Source organism: Sorangium sp. So ce406, from assembly GCF_051474675.1.
Taxonomy (GTDB): domain Bacteria; phylum Myxococcota_A; class Polyangia; order Polyangiales; family Polyangiaceae; genus Sorangium; species Sorangium cellulosum_G.
The window spans coordinates 6,767,908-6,785,391 of sequence record NZ_CP150340.1; the positions used below are offsets into that span (position 1 = coordinate 6,767,908).

Here is a 17,484-nt window from a genome sequence, read left to right on the forward strand (position 1 = left end):
GCCGCCGCGCACGACAGGCAAGCAGCCTGGCTCAGCGCGGCAGGGGAACCCACGCGCCGTCCGTCGGGACGTGGATGCGCGCGGGCAGGCGCTGCGCGGCGGCGCGCTGGACGAAGGCGGTGACCGGCTCGCGGTAATGGCCGAACGTGGTGTGGTGGATCGGGATCACGTGGCGGGCGCGGAGGAGCGCCGCGGCGGCGACCGCTTCCTCGGCGTCCATGGTGCGGAGGCCGCGCGCGCCGTCGACGCCGACGGCGCCGAGGTGCGGCAGCCAGAGGTCGATGGGCGCGAAGCGGGCCGCCACCGCGCGCATGCGATCGGTGAAGACCGAATCGCCGGTCCAGTAGACCGAATAGGGTGCCGCGCCCTCCCAGCGAAGCACATAGCCGTTGCCCTTTCCGAGCGTCGCGTCGAGCGCCGCATCGTGGGTGTGGTTCGCCGGCACCGCGAGGATCCGGAGGCGGCCAGAGCGGGTCGGTATCACCGTCTCGCCGTCCCAGTCGAGCGGGGTCAGCCTGGTGAACCCCGCGGCGCGCGCCGCCTCGACCGCGTCGGGAGGGAGGACGAAGACGATGTCCTTCGGGAGCACCTGTCTCGCGACCGCATCGAAATGGTCAGCGTGGTTGTGGCTGAGGAGGATGAGGTCGAGGCGCCCGATGGGCTCCGCGGGAGGATCGGTGTAGCGGGCCACCGGCGCGTTCTCGACGCCGGTCGACGGGTGCCGGGGGAGGACGAACGCCGCAGGGCCGCGCGGTCCGAGGACGGGATCGGTGAGCAGCCGGAGGCCGTCCCGCTCGAGGATCGCCGTCGGACCGCCGCGCCACTGGAGGCGCCCGCCCGACGCCTCGGCCGGCGTGGTCGAAGGCGCGGCCGCCGGCGGCGCGCTGGGCTCGACGCGCGTCGCCGGCGCGCAGCTGGTCAGGAGGAGCGCGACCAGCGGAGCGGCGATCGATCGCCCTCGCGCCGACCACCGCCGCGGAAGGCGCGCCGCGCGCTCGGCACGGACGATCTCCGCCGTGGTGCGCAGCGGGCGCGCCTCGACTCGTCCGTTCAAGCCACCTGGGACACTCGTGCTCTCGTTCATCGTCGTCGCCTCCCTGGCCGCGCTGGGGTGAGGAGCAGCTCGGCGAGAGAACGCGCGCGCGCGGCGGCGCCCGGTCCCCCTTCGCGGACGGCGGTCACCGTCGCGCCGTCGATCAGCAGCATGAGCTGCGGCGCCAGGGCCCCGGCGTCCGGCGCGCCGGCCTCGCGCAAGAGCCCCGCCAGATAGTCGATGAGCCGCTGCTTGTGGCGCTGCGAGGCCTCGTGCGCGGGGTGGCTCCGGCTCGCCACCTCGACCATCGTGTTGAGAAACGCGCAGCCGCGAAAGTCGTTGTCGGCGAACCGCTCGGCGAGCGCGTCGAAGACCGCGAGCGGCCGGTCCCGCGGGTCGCTCGCGAGGGCCTCGACGCGCCCGGCCAGCCACTCGCGAAAGCGCGCGTCGCGCGCGTCGAGCACCGCCACGAGCAGGTCGTCCTTGGTCCGGAAGTGACGGTAGAAGGTGGCCTTCGCGACGTCCGCCTCGGCGATCAGGCGATCGACGCCGACGGCGCGATACCCCTCGGCGTAGAAGAGGCGCTCCGCGACCTCGAGGATGTGGCGCCGGATGTCGCTCACTACCTCGTGAATAAGACAGACAGGTCTGTCTTGTCAAGGGCACGACGGGCCGGAGCACGCGCCCGCAAGGGCCACGCTATCGTCTCGTCACAACGCAAAATTCTCATCGTGGCGCACGACAATGCGCCGCAGTGCGCAGGAGGGGGTCGCAGCGCAACGTCGAAGCGCAGCGGAGGTCGTCACAGCGCCATGCTGCGAGGGCAGCGCGCCGGCGCCGCGAGGCAGCGGGCGCGGCCTGCGCCGCGGACGCGGCGGCGCCCCGGCGGGCCCGCGGCGCCGGTGGGGGGCGCCTTCATGGCTCGACAGGGCTCAATCCGATTCGAGCAGGAGCCCGCTCGCCGAGAGCGCGATGAGCGAGGGATCCGCGGCATCGGTGTTCACGATGGCGGCCACGGCGGCCTGCTGCTCGGGGTAATACAGCACGATCGTGGCGAAGCCCGGAATGCCGCCGTCGTGCCCGAGCGCGGGGACTCCCAGGACCTCGCGCCCGATGACGAGCGTCCCGAGCCCGTAGCCCTGGCCCGCGACGCCGGTGGGCACGGGATCCGCGAGCATCTCTGCCCGCGATACCGGATCGAGCGCCGCGCCGTCGTAGAGCGCGACCGCCCAGCGGGCGAGGTCCCCCGCGCTCGCCACCAGGGCGCCGGCTGACCACGGCAACGAGGGGTGGATGAGCGACGTGATGTCGAGCCCCTCGGCGGTGTAGCCGCGGGCGAGCTCACCTGCGATCGGCTCCTCTCCGTCGAACGAGGTGCTCGAGAGCGCGTTTGGATCGAGCAGCCGATCGCGGATCACCTCGGCGACGCCCTCGCCTGTCGCGGCCTCGATGATCATCCCGAGGAGGATGTAGTTCGTGTTCGAGTAATGCCACCCCTCGCCGGGCGCGAAATAGGGATCGTGCTCGGCGGCGATGGCGACGATCTCCCCGGGGCTCCAGACATGGCCCGGATCGGCGATGACGGTCGGCGCGAGCTCCTCGTCCTCCGTGTAGTCGAAGATGCCGCTCGAGTGGTTCAGGAGCTGTCGCACGGTGATGCCGTCCGCGCCGGGGAACGTCGCGATCCACGTCGAGAGCGGATCATCCAGGTCGAGCGCGCCGTCGCGCGCGAGCTGGAGCACCGCGGCCGCGACGTAGGTCTTGGTCACGCTGCCGATGCGGAGCACGTGATCCGCGCGCATCGGGTCGCCGGGCGCGGACTCGCCGCTCGCGAAGTCCTGGATGCCGCAGCCCGGCGTGCTGACCGCGAGGACGGCGCCCGAGGTGCCGAGGGCCTCCCGCGCCCCGTCGAGGCGCACCTGAAGGGCCCCCGCGAGTTCGGCGCAGGCGTCCACGCTGCCGCCCCCCTCGCCTCCCGTGCCGCCGCCGGTACCGGCGCTGTCTGCGCCGCCCCCGCCCTCGCTCGCGCCGCCCGCGCCGCCGCCTCCGCCCTCGTTCGCGCCGCCCCCGCCCTCGTTCGCGCCGCCCGCGCCACCGCCGCCCTCGTTCGCGCCGCCCGCGCCGCCGCCTCCGCCCTCGTTCGCGCCGCCCCCGCCCTCGTTCGCGCCGCCCGCGCCACCGCCGCCCTCGTTCCCGCCGCCCGCGCCGCCGCCGCCCTCGTTCGCGCCGCCCGCGCCGCCGCCGCCCTCGTTCGCGCCCCCGCCCTCGTTCGCGCCGCCTTCGCCGCCCGCGCCACCGGAGCTGGTCGTCGGCGACGCGCTCGACGAGTCCACGGTCTCATCGCCGTTGCAGCCAGCGCCGAGCGTGAGCGCGCTCGACGCCAGCAGGGCGAGGAGGAAGCCATGATGTCGAGAGACTCGGTTCGAGGTTCGCATGCGATCTCCAGGGCAAGAATCCGGGTGGGTGGGCGCGACAGTACTGAACCGGCGCGCGAGCACAAGGGCGCAGCATCGAGCCGCGTCGATTCCTACCTGTCGATGGCAGACACAACAGTCGCGATGAGCCGCCTCAGCCGCCCGCGCGAGATCACCGAGCGCGACAGCCGGTACGTCTCAGGCGCAGACATGCCGCGACGGGCGGCGGTCGTCGGCGCAGGACACGACAGCTCGAGAATCGACACCGACGATCCAACAAAGACATAGATCACGCCCGCTCTGCCGCGGGCAGCGCTGCGCTGCCCTGCATTCGCAGACAGGCTGAACAACTTGACTATCGGTCGCTCCGCCGTAATCTGCGCCACCCGTCGACGACCATCGAGCGCGGAGCGTGGCCCGACCAAGAGGTGGCTCGTGAACTCCGGACATCTGGTTACGCCCAAGCTTCGGCTGGTGAGGCCGCTCGGACAAGGAGGCATGGGGACCGTCTGGGTAGCCGACCACCTCTCGCTCGGATCGCAGGTCGCCGTGAAGCTCATGGCCCCGGAGATCGCGCGGTGCCCCGGGTTCATCGAGCGGTTCCGGCGCGAGGCGGTGGCCGCGGCGCAGATCAAGAGCCCCCATGTCGCCCAGGTGTTCGATCACGGGATCACTGACGCGGGGGTCCCGTACATCCTCATGGAGCTGCTCGAGGGGGAAGATCTGAAGCGCAGGATCACCCGCCTTGGCCCCCTGTCGCTGCACGAGCTCGCGCGCGTCGTGCGGCAGGTCGCGAGGGCGCTCGGGCGCGCGCACCAGCTCGGCATCGTCCACCGCGACATCAAGCCGGACAACATCTTCCTCGCCGACGCCGAGGGCCAGGCCTTCTTCGTCAAGGTGCTGGACTTCGGCGTGGCCAAGCAGCCTGTGAGCCGCGATCAGGCCATGACGTCGACGGGCAGCTCGTTCGGGACCCCGATGTACATGAGCCCCGAGCAGCTCCTCAGCGCCAAGCACGTCGACTTCCGCGCGGATCTGTGGGCGCTCGGCGTCGTCGGGTATTACGCCTTGACGGGCCGGGCGCCGTTCACCGGAGAGACCCTGGGCGCGCTCTCCGTGGCCGTCAACGCCGGCGTGTTCACGCTCCCGAGCGCCGTGAGGCCAGGCGTGCCGCGCGGCGTGGACGCCTGGGTGGCGAGGGCCCTCCAGCGCGATCCCGCGGCGCGGTTCGGATCGGTCAAGGAGATGGCCAGCGCGCTCGACGAGGCGGTGCTCGGCCTCGAGCACGCGCCGACGCTTCCGGCCAGCGCGCGCGACCCCCGGCCAGGACCGCCGCCGCCGTGCTCGACGGACGGAGCGGGAGCGCCGGCGCACGGGCCCGGCGGCGCGGGGTCGCCCCACAGCGGCGGCCAGGCGCGCACGTTCAACGGGCTCGTCATGCCGGGCGCGGGCGCCCGTCGGGGCAGCGCCGGCGTCCTGATCGCGGGGGTCGCGCTCGCAGGGGCGGCGGCGCTCGGCCTGGGCATCCCCTGGATGCACCGCGATCCGCCGGAGCACGGCGCGCCCGCCGCGGACAGCCCGGCCGCGCGCGGCGCGCCCGACCAGGAATTGCCGCCCGAGCCGCCGCCCGCGCCGCCCGCCGAGGAGGCCCGGGCGGCCGCGCTCCCGGCGGCGTCCACGACGACGCCGCCCCCGCAGCGCGCGGCCTCGCCGTCCCCCGCCCTGCCGGCGGCTCCCAGGGCGACGCGAGCCGCCTCGAACGCGCGCCAGCAGCCGAGGCCCACGCCCACCGCAAGGACGAACGCGCGCGTCCGCACGGACCGGATCGGCTTCTGAGCAGGTCGTCGTCGCCGAGCGCGTCGACGGCGTCGCCCGGGCGCGGTCTCGAGCAGGCGAGACGTCGAGGAGCGCCGCTCTCGAGCAGGCGAGGCGTCGAGGAGCGCCGCTGCGAGAGCGAGCCCCGCCCGGGCGGGTGAGCCCGCCCAAGCCCACCCACGCGCCCATCTCTGCCCCGCCTGCACCGACACCGTCCACCTGGGGTCGAGCTCCTGTGGTCCGCCGGGGGACCATGTGCTCGGCAGTCGCAGGCCGCCCGCCGACCGGCGACCCTGTGCTCGGGCTTCGCAGACCGCCGGTCGGCGGACCGCGCATCACGGGCGGATTCCGCGGCCGCTCGACGCGCGGCGCGCCCCTCGCGACGCCGCTGCGAGCGAAGCGCTTCGCGCGGCGATCCTCGACGCCGCCGGTCGGCGGAGCCGGCGAGGCGCGGAGCGGCGGACCGCCCCTCGACTCCTCTCGTGAGACCGGGCGCGGGACATGCACCTTCGCTCGGTCTCTCACGGCTGTACGAAACCTGGAGGAGCGTCGATGGAGAAGCGTGTTTCACAAGGCAAATTTGGACGCAGGCGATTCGCCGGCAGAGCGGCGGCCACCGTCGGTGTCTCGCTGCTCGCCCCGACGGGCCTCGCGCTGGCGGTCGAGAAGGGCGCCGTGAGCTGCGAGTCGGTCGGGCCCCTGTCCCTCCCGGAAGGGCTCCCCCAGACGCCCGGTATCCTCGTCGATCAGCGCGCGACGAAGCCGATCTACCTGCCCGGAATGCACGCCGGGCACGCGGCGCAGGCCCTCTCCGAGGTCCTCTTCTGGACGGACATCATGATGGAACATGCGATGTTCATGGCGCTGCTCATGCCGGGCGACGCCCTCCGCGCGCCCCGGGCCGAGGCGCGGCAGTTCCAGGTCCTCTTCGCCCAGCACTTCGTCTCGGCCCGCGACCGCGCCTACCGCGACGACGAGCTCTATCCGCTCCTCTCCGACACGCGCTCGAGCGTGCTTCAGTTCATCGAGTACAAGCGCCGCATGCAGCGCCAGCAGGAGGCCGGCACGCTGAAGAGCCTCGTCTGGCCGCTCTTCTTCGACCACATCGCGCGCGAGGCCGAGCGGTTCGCCGGCCGGCTCGATCTGTTCGCGAGCGGCGGCGCCGGGTTCCAGCGCGACGAGGTCGGGGCGTTCTGGACCCGGATCATGGCCGAGCACCTCGAGTTCATCGCGCACCTGCTCGACCCGCAGGAGCGCGCGCTCGTCGGGCAGGCCAACGCGCGCGCCGACGCGATGTACCAGGCGAACATCCAGCTCGTCGGCAGCGGGCAGCTCGCGATGATGGCCGACGATGTCATCGACTTCAAGACGGCCGCCGAGCAGGGCATCGAGACGGGGCAGATCAAGAGCATCATCGATCCCTCGCTCGCCGATCACGTGCTCCGCGAGGCGGTGAGGTTCTCCGACGAGGTCCGGCGCGCGCGGTGAGCAGGGGCGAGGCCGCGCGCGGGGAGGCCGCGCGCGCGGGGGCTCAGGGGACGCTCATCTCGAACGCGACGCTGTAGTTCGGCTGGGCCTCGCCCGTGACCGACCCGACGAACGGATCGGAGTCGCGGAGCTGCCCCCACCGCGTCGTGCCGCCGGGCATCGTGGTCCCGTCGGTCGTCGCCGCGTAGCCGACCATCACGCCGGACGCGGGCAGATCCGAGGCGGTCGTGATCTTCACCGAACCGCCGGAGATCTCGACGCCGCTGATCTCGATCCGGGTGTTGCCGCTCCAGACCTGGAAGCCGCGGCCCTTCGACCACTCCGTGAAGGCCGTCTGGTGGGGAGACGGCAGCGCGCTGTCCCAGACGAGCGGCGGCACCGGGACGTGGAACTGCACGGTGATCACCTTGCCGGCGCGCTCGACGCCCGTCGGCTGGAGAGGCTGCCAGTCCTTTCCGAGGACGACCTTCTCGAAGTAGACCTGGCCGTACTTCTCGCCGAGGAGCTGGTATCCGTGCGCGGTGAGGTGGATGTGATCCTCCGCGTACGGATACTGGTACTTCGGGCCCGAGCAGACGATGTCGCCCGAATGGCCCACGCCCACGTGCCACTGCGCCTGCGTCGACGTCGAGCGCGAGCCCACCTCGGTGTGCACCGAGTGCTGCTGGGACACCAGCAGGGGAATGCTCCGCGACTGCCCGGTGATGGGCAGGAGATCCGCGTTGTAGTCGGACCAGAGCTTGACCAGATCGTCCTCGTAGGTCGCGCTGCCGGCGTCGGACTCGCCGTGCGTGATGATGATGGCGCCGATACCGTAGGTCTTGCCCGCGTCCCTCGCGAGGCGCGCGATCGCCTCCGCCTCGAACAGCGTCGCCGCGTAGGCGCGGCCCATCGACGTGTCGCCATCGGTCGTCGCGTTGGCGCCTTTCCGGAGGACGCTCATGGGCTGACCGCTCTCGCCGACGACGGTGTGCACGGTGATGTGATCGCCGCCTGCCGCCTGCGCCAGGGTCGATATCTGGTCGGCCATGGCCGTGTGGGGCGTCTCGCCGTAGATGTTCTTCGGGTACGCGCTGGGGTAGGTCGTCGCGAACCCGCGGATGGGCTCGGTGAGCGGCACGAGGGAGAGGGCGCTGTTCGCCGGATCGAACGGAGGCACGGAGGTGCCCCCGAGGGACAGCTTGAGGTTGTTGAAGCGCTGCTCCGTCCCGCGCGGCGGCGTGCCCTCGGCGCCGACCGAGAGGCTCTGTCCCGTGCCGACGATCCCTGTCCAGTCCCAGCCCGGCCCCGCAGGCGCCCCGCCGCCGGTGCCGCCGGTGCCGCCGGTGCCCGCAGCCTCGCCGCCGGCGCCGCCGGACCCCGCCGCGTCGCCGCCGGTGCCGCCGGTGCCGCCGGCCGGGTCGGTGCCGCTCGCGCTGCTGGTCGCGCTCTGGCCGCCAGCGCCTCCTTCGCCGCCAGCGCCGGAGGACGACTCGTTCGACGAGCTGCACCCGATCGCCATGAGGAGGAGGACGAGAGAACCTGATGAGCTCAAGCTCAAGAACGATGATCTTCGCATGATGGCTCCTTGCTGAAGCACGAGGGGACCCCGGGGATCCCCGCGGCGCGAAGCTTGGATCATCAGCCCTCGCGGGGGAAGATGAACCGGTTCAGTTCTTCCGTCCTGGGCCGCGCGTGGCACGCGGGTGCTCGTCGTGCGACCACCGCGCGTTGCCCGGACGGCCGGCGCCCTCGCGTCGTGCCGGACGGAGCGCGGCGATCCTCACCCAGGCGGCGGTGCCACCCCGGCGGCGGTCCCCAACCTGCCGGCGATCCTCACCCAGGCGGCGGTCCCCAACCTGCCGGCGGTCCCCAGCCTGCCGGAGGCGCCATCGGCGACGCCACCGGGCCGAGCACCTCCATCCAGGCCGTGCTCTCCACCCACGCCGCCAGGTAGGGCGCGCGCGCCCCGCGCCGCTGGAGCAGCACCAGGAACGGCGCCGTCACCAGGAAGGACCGGGGCGGCGGCAGACCGTACGAGCCCACGACGGCCTCCGCCGTCGCGCCCGCGCCGCCCTCGTTCAGGTGGAACTGCACCCGCTGCTTCGCCTCGTCGAGGCGCCTCCCTCGCAATGCGTCGCCGAGCAGAGGTCGACCCATGAGCTCGCCGAAACGCCCCTCCACATCGAGCGTCAGCCGCGGGATCGCGAGCGCCTCGTCCGGCGCGATCCGCCGCGCCTCCCCGCCGAGCCGATCGAGCCGGCCGAGCGCGCTGGCCACCGTCGCGGCCAGCGTCTCCGCGGGCGCGATCTGCGCGACGAGGACGCGGCTGTCCGGATCGTCGGCGACGAGCTCGATCACGAAGTCCTTCGGCGCAGCCCAGTCGTGCACGACAACCTGCGATCGGCGCGCCGGGTCCGCGCCGAACGGGTTGCCGTCCAGCCCGAAGGCGCGGACCCTCGAGTCCTTGAACGTCCCTTCCCGCACCGCGAACGTCGTCTCGAACTTCAGCGTCTTGCTCAGGTAGCCATATGCGAGCAGGGCGTCGGCCGGCACCGCCCGCGGCAGGTACTCCGGCTTCGCATCGGGGAACTTCGAGGAGAGCTCGGCCCAGAGCGCCTCCACGACGCCAGCGCCGCCGAGCCCGGCGCCCGACACGCTCCACGCCGGATCCACCACCTCGGCCCCGAGCGCCGCCGCGTTCAGCGCGTCGGCCAGGGGCGGCTGGGGGTCCATGCGGATCGGGCCGAACCTCTCGCGCAGCTTCTCCCAGGCGAGCGCGAACGCGGCGCAGAACACGAGATCCTCTCCGGGGGACGAGAGCGGCGTCGACAGGGTCGCGCTGACGGGCGGCATCAAACCTCGGTGTCAAGGGGGCCGGGTGTAGGGCCGACGCGGCCCGAAATCACGACGCCCAGTATCGTGCATATTACAGGACGCGGGCCACGTCATCCGACGGCGTCCCTGGAGCGCCGCCCGGCCCGGCGCCGCCGTTCACTGACACATGACCTGCGCAATGACGATGTCCCCGCCCCGACTCCTCGCCCCCGCGCCCGTCGAGCGCGCCTGCCGCTGCGCCTGGGATGAAGCGTCGAGCGCCACGCTCGACCCGGCGGAGCAAGCCGCGCTGGCCGCGCTCAGCCAATGGCTCGACGAACCAGGGCTGCCCTATGCGATCTTGCATGGCCCGCGCCCAGGCCGGCGCTCGGTCGTGGCCGCCCACCTGGTCCGTTCACAGCTCGAAGGTACCGCCTACGCTGCGCAGCTCGTGCCGCTCGGGCCTGATCTCAGGCTCGAGCGCGACCTCATCGCGCTGCTGGTTTCTCGGCTGCTGGCCGATTACGGGGGCGGTCCTCCTCGGCGTCTACGCGCGCAGATCGCGGACGAGCATCTGCGCGAGGGGCCGACGCAGGAAGATCCATCGCTGCTGCTCACGATCACCGACGTAGAGGAGGCGGAACCGCTCGTTGGCTGGCCAGCGCTGTTCTCCGCCGTTGGCCCTCGCGTCAAGGTGCTCGCCACCGTCGAGGGCGACGAAGCCGCGGCCCGCGCGTGGATCCCGCGCCTCGGCTTCGATCCGGCGCGCACGCGGATCCATCCGCTGCCGTCGCGGCCCTGGCCCGCGCCGGGCGATCCCGCCGAGCTCCTCGCGGCCGCCGGCGCGGTGCCGGCCCGGCTCCTCGGCCTGCTCTCGGTCGCCTACGGCCGGCTTCCCGAGGACGAGATCACGACCGCCCTCGGAGCCCCGATCGAGGGCGCCCTCGCGGGGATCGAGCCGCTCGTCACGGCCGTCGATGGCACCTATGCGCTCCGCTGGAACGCGGCCCGTCGCGAGGTGGAGGAGCGCCTCGACCGCAGCGCGCGGGAAACATCGATCCGCCGCCTGCTGTCGCTCGCGCCGGACGGCTATCCCTGCGCCTACACGCGGGCGCACCTCGAGCAGGCCGCCGCGCCGCTCCAGGCATTCGCCGCGCTGGTCACCGAGGAGCACCTCGCCCGCTGGGTGGCTCGGCCCGAGGGCTATCTCGGCTTCGTCGCCGACCTCGAGCGCGTGCGCCGTCGCGCCGTCGAGGCGCTCGCGTCGGGCCACGAGGCCGCGGCGCTCGCGGTGCGCGCAGCCCTTGTCGAGGCGAGCATGAACTGGTGCGCCCGCCGCGAGGATGACGATGCTCCCGTCGGCGTCGAGCCCCTCGATCGGGAGACGCCGATCGCGGACGAGCGAAAGCAGGCGAAGGCGCTCATCGCGCTCGGCGCGGCGATGGCGGCCGGGCCCGCGCGCGCCGAGGTGCTCGCGTGGGCCGCGGACGCCGCACGGCGCATCCCGGAGGCCGAGCTCCGCGGAGACGTCCTCCTTGACCTCGCCAAAGTCGTCGAGGGCGAGGCGGGGTACGCGGTCGCGCGCGAAGCGCTCGCTGCGTTGCGGACCGTGGAGGACGCGGAGGATCGAGCACAGCTGCTGCTCGTCGCGACGAGGGCGTTGCCTCCGGAGGAAGGGGTCGCGGTCGCGCGCGAGGCGCTCGCCAGCCTCCGCGACGGCGGCGGAGATCCTGGCGATCTCGACCTGTTTGCCGACCGCTTCCCGCGCGCGGTCGCCGAGGCGCTCTGGGCCGACGCGGAGGCGCTGCCTGGGCCCGCGCGGGCGCGAGCGCTCGCCGCGCTCGCGGAGGTCCTCGGCGATCCCGACCGCGTGCGCGCCGCGTTCGCCGCCGTGGAGCAGCACGCCGACCCCTACGACCCGCTCGCGCACCGGACGCTCGCGCGGCTCGTGCCGCTCCTCGCCGTCCCGGAGGCCCGTCGCGCCGCGGCGCTGGCTCCCCGGTTCGGCGAGCGCGCCGCCGAGCTCCTCGAGGGCCTGATCCCGCGCCTCCGGGCGCTGGGCGATCCCGCTGCGGACCTGCTCGAGGTGCTGCCGGAAGCGTCGCGCGTGCGGGCGCTGGCCCGAAGCCTCCCCTTCGCCACCGAGCCGGGGCCGCTCTGGGCACGAATCGACGCGGCGCTGCGCCGGGCCGAGCCGCTCGATCGCTACGGGCTGCTGTTCGACGTGGGCCCTTGGCTCGGCGCTGCGGGCGAGAGCGACGCGTTGCTCGCCTTGATCGCGCCGCTCAGCGACGCCCACCACCTGAACGCCCTCGGCTTTCTGGCGCGCCACGATCCCGCGCACGCGCCCGAGCTGGCGCGCCGAGCCCTTCCGCTGGCCCTGCGCCTCGGCGCCGATGAGCCGGATCGCCTGCTCGATCTGGTCCCGCTGGCCCGCTATCTCCCGCCCGAGGGGGCCGCCGCGGCGTTCGGCCTCCTGCTCGACGCGCTGGCCGGAGACTTCCGCTCTGCCGCGCTCGCGGGCGACGGCGTGAGCCTCGTGCGGCTCGCGCCGCTCATCGCGGCGCTCGCGGGCGACGAGGGCCTGGCCGGCGCGGCGCGCGAGGTGGTGCAGGTCGCGGCGTGGTTCCCGTGAGCGCCGCGCTCGTCATGGCGCGCTCGTCATGGGCAATCCGGCGGGTACGCGGACGCAGCGAGCGCTCGAGTGCTCCGCGATCCGCCGAGAGGCGTTCCCGAGCCTCGGCAGGCGCTCTGCTTTGCGGTCCGGAGGGGGCCCGGACCCCTCGCGAGCGCTCTGCTTTGCGGTCCGGAGGGGTCCGGACCCCCCATCTGGCACAAGATCGAGGGCATTCGCGGGGTCCCTGGCACAGAATTCCGCGTCGAAGCGCGAGCTTAACAGCGGGCGTGCATCACGCGAGGGGGCTCAGAGGTCGGCCGGCGCCGGCTCGGTGCCCTGCACGTCGGGCGGGAGCGCCACGCCGGGCGTAGGGGGCGCTGCGGGCTCGCCCTCGGGCTTGCCGTTCTTCCGGGCCGCGCCGCGGCCGCTCGGCCCTACGCTCCAGCTCGCGAGGGGCGCGAGCAGCGTGTCGGCGAGCTCCTGCGTCTCCGGCTCGTCGGGCTCGACCGCGCCCATCACCTTGATCACGTACGCGCGCAGCGCCTCGGTGAACGCGTCGAGCGCCTCGCGCACGCTCGGCGGCGCCCCCGCGGCCGTGGCCGCAGGCGCCGTGACGCCGAGCGCCTTGCCGTACGCGGTGTGCGCGGCCTCGAGGGCGACGAGGAAGCGCTTGCCGCCGAGCGCCTCGATGCGCGCGTCGAGGCCGTTCTTGCGAATGCGCTGGATCCGGAGCTCGCTCTCGGACCATTGCAGGACGTACGTGAGCTGGAGGAACTTGAGCCCTCCCGTGAAGATGGCCGCCTTCAGCGAGGCCGCCTCCGCGACCTCGGGCGCGCCGGGCGGCAGCTTGGTGAACGCGGTCAGGAAGTCGTTGAGGCCGCTCCAGCACCCGTCGAGGACGCGGTCGCACTGGACCGCATCCTCGCTCGCCTCCCCTCCCTCGGACAGCGACACCTGATCGCGCAGCGCCGACGCGAGCTCGCTATGGCGCGAAGCCAGCGCCGCGAGCACGCGCGCGATGCCCTTCGCGAGCTGCTTCTTCACGGGCTTCGCCGCGCTGAGGAGCTGCTCGCCGAGCGCCATCGCCCCGACCGCGGTGAAGCGGGGGAGCTGGATCACTTCCGAAGCGGTGTATTTGCTCATGAGATCACCCTCGTCCGTGGCAGGAGCGCGGGATTGCGCTGGAATGCCAGACGGGCAAGCGTCCTCTATTCATGATGTGAAGAGAGGAGTCCAGGGAGATTTCGAGGGAGAGGTGATTTATAGAAGACGAGGTGACGTTGGATTCTTGCTGCGCGCGGGGCGGCACCGCGCTTGCCTTCTGTGTTGGCTGTGCACGCGGTCTCGCACGATTCCCGCACGACACGAGAGGAGCAATCGAATGGGCAGCAAGGTGAACACGACGACCGCGGTCGCTCGGTCGATCGATGATGCATCCGAACACATCTTCCGGCAGGTCGAGCAGAGCGGCGCGCTGCCGCCGCACCTGGGGGCGCCCGAGGCCGTCGGCGCGGCGCTGTGCACGCTGTCGCGCCGGCTGAGCGGTGGAGAGGCGCGGGACCTCGCCGCGGCCCTGCCCTCGACGATCCAGGCCATCGTCCAGCCGTGCGCCACGCACCGCGACGAGGATCCCGAGGTCTTCAGTCGTCGAGAGTTCCTGGAGACGCTCGCGGAGCACCTGCACATCGACACCGACCAGGCGAGGGCGGTGTCCCACGCGGTCTTCGCGGCCGTGGAGCGCGAGATCCCCACGAAGGAGGTCACGGACATCGAGAGCCAGCTGCCCGCCGATCTGAAGGACCTCTGGGGGCGCCACCGCGTCGCGGGCAGCTCCCACGCGACACGGCCGGCGGACACGTCGCAGGCAGAGCCTCCCGCGCGGGCGGGCGTGGAGACGCCGGCGCCGGACCAGCTCCGGGGCGACGCGGGCGCGGATCGCACGGCGGCGGACTCGTCCGGCGATGGCCCCGCCGTGAAGCGCGCGAGCTGACGGCGGAACGGGGAGACGATCCGGGGAGCTGGACGGTCTGGCGGGATGAGCCAGCCCGGAAGACCGAGGTGAAGAACAAGACGGCCTTCATCTATTCGCCCGCGGGCCAGAATCCACGATGGGGCTCGAGAGCCTTTTCCTCCAGAAACGGCCCCTCGATAGTGGCCGGCTCGCGGGCCGAACGCAGCACCTCGCGACAGGATAGAGCGATGTCGTCGTGCAGAAAGCGCGCGATGGCCTCGGCGCTCGCCGCATAGACGACGTGCCGGATGCCCGCGAGATACAGAGCCCCCGAGCACATCACGCAGGGCTCGGTGCTGGCATACAGAATTACCTGCGACAGGACCTCGCGCGGGACCTGGCCGACAGCCGCGCGCAGCAGCGTCATTTCCGCGTGTCCGAGAGGATCGGACTGCGTGCGGGAGACGTTCGTCGCCTCGAGAATCACCCGTCCATCGTGTACCAGCACCGCGCCGAATGGGCCGTCGCCTCGTCGCCGGGCCTCCCAGGAGAGCTCGATGCAACGGCGCAGGACGGGTAGGTGGCGCTCCGGGATCGTCATGAAACGTCTCCGATGGCCCCGGTGAGCAAGGGCTCGATGGTCTCGCGGCTGAACGAGGACATGCAGCTCTCCAAGGTCTCCGGACCGATCCCAGGTCTCGCTTCGTCGCGAGACACGGCTTCAGCATTCAGCATTCAGCAATCGCTGGGCCAGGCAGAGGACCACCAGCACGACCCCCTCCGAGCTTGCTTAGCCGAGAAATTGCACAAGGTTCCGGGGCACGGAGCCTCAAGGGGGAGACCCTACCCTGCCGACCTGAGCGGCGCGCAGCGGGAGGTCTTGGAACTCCAGGTACCCATGAAGCAACGAGAGCAGGTGACGTTGCTACGGCGTGCGCTCGATCTGATCAAGCGGCGGACCACGGACATGGTCGCAGAGCCGGAGCAGCGGCCGGTGGACATCTATACGTCACCGGCGCGGTTCGAGCGCGAGCGAGGGCAGCTCTTCCAGCGCTACCCCATCGTCCTGACGAGCACGGCGTTCCTGCAAAGGCCGGGCGACTGCGTCACCCACGACGGGCTGGGCGTGCCGATCCTGCTCTCCGTCGACAAAGAGGGTCAGATCCGGGGTTTCTTGAACGCCTGTCGCCACCGAGGTACGCGGCTGGTGGCCGGTCCGACGAGCGTCGCCCGGAGCTCCTTCACGTGCCCTTTCCATGCATGGACCTATGGGCTCGACGGCAAGCTGCTGCACATCCCACACGCCTACGGCTTTGCCGAGGGGCATTGCGAACGCACTGCGCTCACCCCGTTCCCTGTCCAGGTCAAATTCGGCATGGTATGGACCGATCCTGGACCGGATCTGGACACCTTTCTGGGTCCCCTCGCGCGAGAGCTCGCCGGCTGGAATCTCTCGCGCCTCCATCCGGCATATCAGCTCGCCTTCTCACCGAACGCGAACTGGAAGCTCCTCATGGAAGTGGCGTTCGAGGTGTATCACTTCCGGAAGACGCACTCGCAGACGGTCGCCCCCTGGGTGCCCGACAACGTCGCCTTACACGACGACCTCTATCCCCACCAGCGCATCATCGTCCCCAAAAACAAGATAAACGAGTACCTGGATCGCGATCCAGCAGACTGGGATCTCCTCTCCGTCGCCAACGTCGTCTATCTGATATTTCCAAACACGGTTCTCATGCTACGAGAAGGTCCGACCATTCTTCAAACCATCTTTCCGAGCAGCCTGGATCGGACGCTCTGGCACACGTGGGCGAGCACCGCCCGCGCCCCTCAGACCGAGGACGAGGTGCGCCATACCAGAGCAGATAGAGAGAGCTTCGAGACGACACTGGAAGAAGACTTCAGGTCGGTGTCGTTGATCCAGAGCGGGCTGCGTTCCGGCGCGAACCAGGTGTTCACGTTCGGCCGGTTCGAGCTCGGGCCTATCCGTTTTCACCGCGCGCTCGACGACTTCCTCGCGGGGTGAACGCGCGTGTTCACCGGGGCGCGACGGCTCCGGAGCTCGTTCGTCGGTGGAGCAGGAGACAAAGAGATGGCATCCGCGGTCACGTACAAGGAATGGTCAGCGGACAGCTTCGACGCGCTGGATCCTGCCTTCGTGGCGGATCCCTACCCGTTCTATGCACGCCTCCGTGCGGAAGCGCCGGTCCATTTCGTCGCCTCGGCAGGGGAATGGTGGATCACGAAATATTGCTACGCGAAGCTCGTCCTGGCCGACAAGCGCCTGACCACACAACGTGAAAAGGTCATGGCCGTTCCCCCGCGCCACACCTCCGGATCATGCCCGTGGACCCCGAACATGATGGAGCAGGATCCGCCCGCGCATGACCGGGTGCGTTCCCTCGTCGGCAAGGTGTTCACGCGCGGTGTGGTGCAGCGCCTCCGGCCAAGGATCGAGCAGGTCGCGCACGGGCTCGTGGACCGCGTCGAGGGGGACGGGCGCATGGACGTCGTGGCCGACTACGCGTACCCCCTGCCGACGTACGTGCTCTGTGAGCTGATGGGCTTGCCGGCGTTGGAGCGAGAGCAACTTCGCGCGTGGACGACCCGGATTCATCTGAAGTTCGATCAGGCTCAACCGCCGGCGGTGCGACAGCAGGGCGAAGCCGCCGATGACGCCGCGCGAGAGTACCTGAGCCGATGGATCTCCGAGCGGCAGGTGCGCCCACGCGCCGATCTGATCAGCGCGCTGATCTCCGCCGAGGACCACGGCGAGCGGCTCGCGTTTCCGGAGCTCTTGTCGAACCTCTTGTTGTTCCTCCAGGCCGGGTTCGAGACGACGGCCCGGATGATCTCGGCTGGCGTGTACGCCTTGCTCTCGCATCCCGATCAGTTGATGCTGCTTCGAGGCCACCCGGAGCTGACGCAGACCGCCGTCGAGGAGCTGCTGCGCTACGCGTCGCCTGGACAGCGAGGGATGGAGCGCTGGGCGCTGGAGGATCTCGAGCTCGGGGGCAAGCTGATCCGCAAGGGGGATCGGCTCTCCATCGTGCTGGGCGCCGCCAACCGCGACCCCGAGGTGTTTCCGGAGCCCGACCGGCTGGACCTCACGCGCAAGCACAACCCGCACCTGGTGTTCGCCCGGGGGACGCACGCGTGCATGGGCGCCTTCCTTGCCATCACCGAGCTCGAGATCGCCTTCTCGGTGCTGCTGCGCCGACTGCCGCGGCTCGGGCTCGCGACCCCCCAGCCGACATGGGAGCCCAACACCAAGCTCCGCGGGATGACGGCGCTCCACGTCCGCTTCTAGAGCGCCTACCTGGCCGCCGGCGACCGGCGGGATCAGCGCGACGGGAAGGTGGCAAGCTCG

General features: G+C 71.8%; 13 protein-coding genes. 6 read left to right on the forward strand and 7 right to left on the reverse strand.

The window, feature by feature from the left end:
• Positions 1 to 31: 31 nt before the first annotated feature.
• The 3 genes from WME96_RS25025 to WME96_RS25035 all read right to left on the reverse strand — a co-directional run bounded on the left by WME96_RS25025 (position 32) and on the right by WME96_RS25035 (position 3,468).
• Entirely contained in the window at positions 32 to 1,054 is a 1,023-nt protein-coding gene (locus WME96_RS25025) for an MBL fold metallo-hydrolase (RefSeq protein WP_437284104.1), read from the reverse strand.
• Positions 1,055 to 1,080: 26 nt separating this feature from the next.
• Positions 1,081 to 1,656, reverse strand: a complete 576-nt coding sequence (locus WME96_RS25030) for a TetR/AcrR family transcriptional regulator (protein ID WP_433926370.1) — start codon at positions 1,654 to 1,656, stop codon at positions 1,081 to 1,083.
• A gap of 309 nt (positions 1,657 to 1,965) precedes the next feature.
• A complete protein-coding gene (locus tag WME96_RS25035; RefSeq protein WP_437284105.1) occupies positions 1,966 to 3,468 on the reverse strand; it encodes a serine hydrolase domain-containing protein in 1,503 nt (500 codons plus the stop codon).
• A gap of 477 nt (positions 3,469 to 3,945) precedes the next feature.
• Between WME96_RS25035 and WME96_RS25040 the strand changes: the two genes are divergently transcribed.
• A complete protein-coding gene (locus tag WME96_RS25040) occupies positions 3,946 to 5,283 on the forward strand; it encodes a serine/threonine-protein kinase (RefSeq protein ID WP_437284106.1) in 1,338 nt (445 codons plus the stop codon).
• A 531-nt stretch (positions 5,284 to 5,814) separates the two neighbouring features.
• Positions 5,815 to 6,750, forward strand: a complete 936-nt coding sequence (locus WME96_RS25045) for a DUF2935 domain-containing protein (RefSeq protein WP_437284107.1) — start codon at positions 5,815 to 5,817, stop codon at positions 6,748 to 6,750.
• A gap of 43 nt (positions 6,751 to 6,793) precedes the next feature.
• On the opposite strand, the gene WME96_RS25050 is transcribed toward WME96_RS25045, so the two are convergent.
• Together WME96_RS25050 and WME96_RS25055 are read right to left on the reverse strand one after the other, a co-directional pair.
• The gene (locus tag WME96_RS25050; RefSeq protein WP_437284108.1) at positions 6,794 to 8,308 is read right to left on the reverse strand and encodes a dockerin; all 1,515 of its coding nucleotides are present in this window, start codon (positions 8,306 to 8,308) and stop codon (positions 6,794 to 6,796) included.
• Between the two features lie 257 nt (positions 8,309 to 8,565).
• Positions 8,566 to 9,585 (reverse strand): hypothetical protein, encoded by a 1,020-nt coding sequence (locus tag WME96_RS25055; RefSeq protein WP_437284109.1) that lies wholly within the window; start codon positions 9,583 to 9,585, stop codon positions 8,566 to 8,568.
• 166 nt (positions 9,586 to 9,751) lie between these two features.
• On the opposite strand from WME96_RS25055, the gene WME96_RS25060 reads away from it, so the two are divergent.
• A complete protein-coding gene (locus WME96_RS25060) occupies positions 9,752 to 12,181 on the forward strand; it encodes a hypothetical protein (protein WP_437284110.1) in 2,430 nt (809 codons plus the stop codon).
• A 288-nt stretch (positions 12,182 to 12,469) separates the two neighbouring features.
• Here the strand turns inward: WME96_RS25060 and WME96_RS25065 are convergent, their stop codons facing one another.
• Positions 12,470 to 13,306, reverse strand: a complete 837-nt coding sequence (locus WME96_RS25065) for a hypothetical protein (protein WP_437284111.1) — start codon at positions 13,304 to 13,306, stop codon at positions 12,470 to 12,472.
• A gap of 238 nt (positions 13,307 to 13,544) precedes the next feature.
• On the opposite strand from WME96_RS25065, the gene WME96_RS25070 reads away from it, so the two are divergent.
• Positions 13,545 to 14,153 (forward strand): DUF2267 domain-containing protein, encoded by a 609-nt coding sequence (locus tag WME96_RS25070; protein WP_437284112.1) that lies wholly within the window; start codon positions 13,545 to 13,547, stop codon positions 14,151 to 14,153.
• 91 nt (positions 14,154 to 14,244) lie between these two features.
• Here the strand turns inward: WME96_RS25070 and WME96_RS25075 are convergent, their stop codons facing one another.
• Positions 14,245 to 14,715, reverse strand: a complete 471-nt coding sequence (locus WME96_RS25075) for a nucleoside deaminase (protein ID WP_437284113.1) — start codon at positions 14,713 to 14,715, stop codon at positions 14,245 to 14,247.
• A gap of 297 nt (positions 14,716 to 15,012) precedes the next feature.
• Between WME96_RS25075 and WME96_RS25080 the strand changes: the two genes are divergently transcribed.
• Together WME96_RS25080 and WME96_RS25085 are read left to right on the forward strand one after the other, a co-directional pair.
• The gene (locus tag WME96_RS25080) at positions 15,013 to 16,140 is read left to right on the forward strand and encodes an aromatic ring-hydroxylating oxygenase subunit alpha (protein WP_437284114.1); all 1,128 of its coding nucleotides are present in this window, start codon (positions 15,013 to 15,015) and stop codon (positions 16,138 to 16,140) included.
• A gap of 66 nt (positions 16,141 to 16,206) precedes the next feature.
• A complete protein-coding gene (locus WME96_RS25085; protein WP_437284115.1) occupies positions 16,207 to 17,424 on the forward strand; it encodes a cytochrome P450 in 1,218 nt (405 codons plus the stop codon).
• Positions 17,425 to 17,484 lie beyond the last annotated feature (60 nt).